Annotated in this window: 2 pseudogenes; both read left to right on the forward strand. The window is 61.9% G+C overall.

Annotation, left to right across the window (positions count from 1 at the left end):
- Positions 1–125: pseudogene (locus ACG0Z3_RS23235) on the forward strand (IS5/IS1182 family transposase); the annotation flags it as partial.
- Between the two features lie 124 nt (positions 126–249).
- Positions 250–430 (forward strand): annotated as a pseudogene (locus tag ACG0Z3_RS23240) (IS5/IS1182 family transposase); the annotation flags it as partial.

A 430-nucleotide genomic window follows, 5' to 3' on the forward strand; every position in this document is an offset into this window, starting at 1 on the left:
GATTTGGCAGACGCTTGTGGAAGCAGTGGAGCGGCTATCACCGGCGCAGCCTGGTGGAGACCAAGATGCACTGCTTCAAACGCCTGGGGGAACGGGTCAGCGCCAGGACGTTTGATCGTCAAGTGGTCGGCCCTGCAAAACGCCTACAACCCGCATGAACACTAGCGATGCGGGGTGAATGCCGATGGTCAGAACTCCCAGAATCAAATTCAATGGCAATTGATTTCTGGGAGTTCTGGAGGGCAGGCAATGGCGACCGACGACTTCTTCCGCGCACGGCTGGATGGCATGGTGGATCCCCGTCACCCGCTCGCGGTTCTCGGCCGGCGCATGCCCTGGTCGCAGATTGAAGCGTCGCTGGCCCCGCTGTTCGCCCGCAAGGCCCGCATGGGCAAGTCCCGCGAGGACGCAGACATGTTTGGCCCCACGC

It is taken from the genome of Pelomonas margarita, from assembly GCF_043555875.1.
In the GTDB taxonomy this organism is placed as follows: Bacteria; Pseudomonadota; Gammaproteobacteria; order Burkholderiales; family Burkholderiaceae_C; genus Pelomonas; species Pelomonas margarita.